Source organism: Chitinolyticbacter albus (assembly GCF_024437655.1).
In the GTDB taxonomy this organism is placed as follows: Bacteria; Pseudomonadota; Gammaproteobacteria; order Burkholderiales; family Chitinibacteraceae; genus Chitinolyticbacter; species Chitinolyticbacter albus.
Genome location: NZ_JANBVF010000078.1, coordinates 1 through 653 on the forward strand (window position 1 = coordinate 1; position 653 = coordinate 653).

The following is a 653-nucleotide window of genomic DNA, read 5'->3' on the forward strand; positions in this document are numbered from 1 at the left end:
CGCTGCGGGTAACCGGTTCCCGGCGGCAGGTACAGCATGTCGCCCTGGCCCAGCAGCGCCTCGGCGCCCATCTGGTCCAGTATCGTGCGACTGTCCACCTTGCTCGACACCTGGAACGCGATGCGGGTGGGGATGTTGGCCTTGATGAGGCCGGTGATCACATCGACCGATGGCCGCTGCGTCGCCAGGATCAAATGGATGCCGGCGGCCCGGGCCTTTTGTGCCAGCCGGGCGATCAGCTCCTCGATCTTCTTGCCGGCCACCATCATCAGATCGGCGAACTCATCGACCACCACCACGATGAAGGGCAGGTGGGTGAGCGGTTCCGGATCGTCCGGGGTCAGGCTGAACGGGTTGGTGAGCTTTTGCCCGGCCTTCTCCGCATCCTTCACTTTCTGATTGAAGCCGGCGAGATTGCGCACCCCCATCGTGCTCATCAGCCGGTAGCGTTTTTCCATCTCGGCCACGCACCAGTTGAGCGCGTTGGCGGCGAGCTTCATGTCGGTGACCACTGGCGCCAACAGGTGCGGGATGCCGTCATAGACGGAGAGCTCCAGCATCTTGGGGTCGACCATGATGAAGCGCACTTCCTCCGGGCTCGCCTTATACAGCAGCGACAGGATCATCGCGTTGACCCCGACCGACTTGCCCGA

General features: G+C 63.2%; 1 protein-coding gene. It reads right to left on the minus strand.

Translation table 11 applies throughout. From position 1 onward, the window contains the following. A partial coding sequence (locus NLI84_RS18850) for an FtsK/SpoIIIE domain-containing protein (RefSeq protein ID WP_255992372.1) occupies positions 1-653 on the minus strand: 653 nt, incomplete at both ends.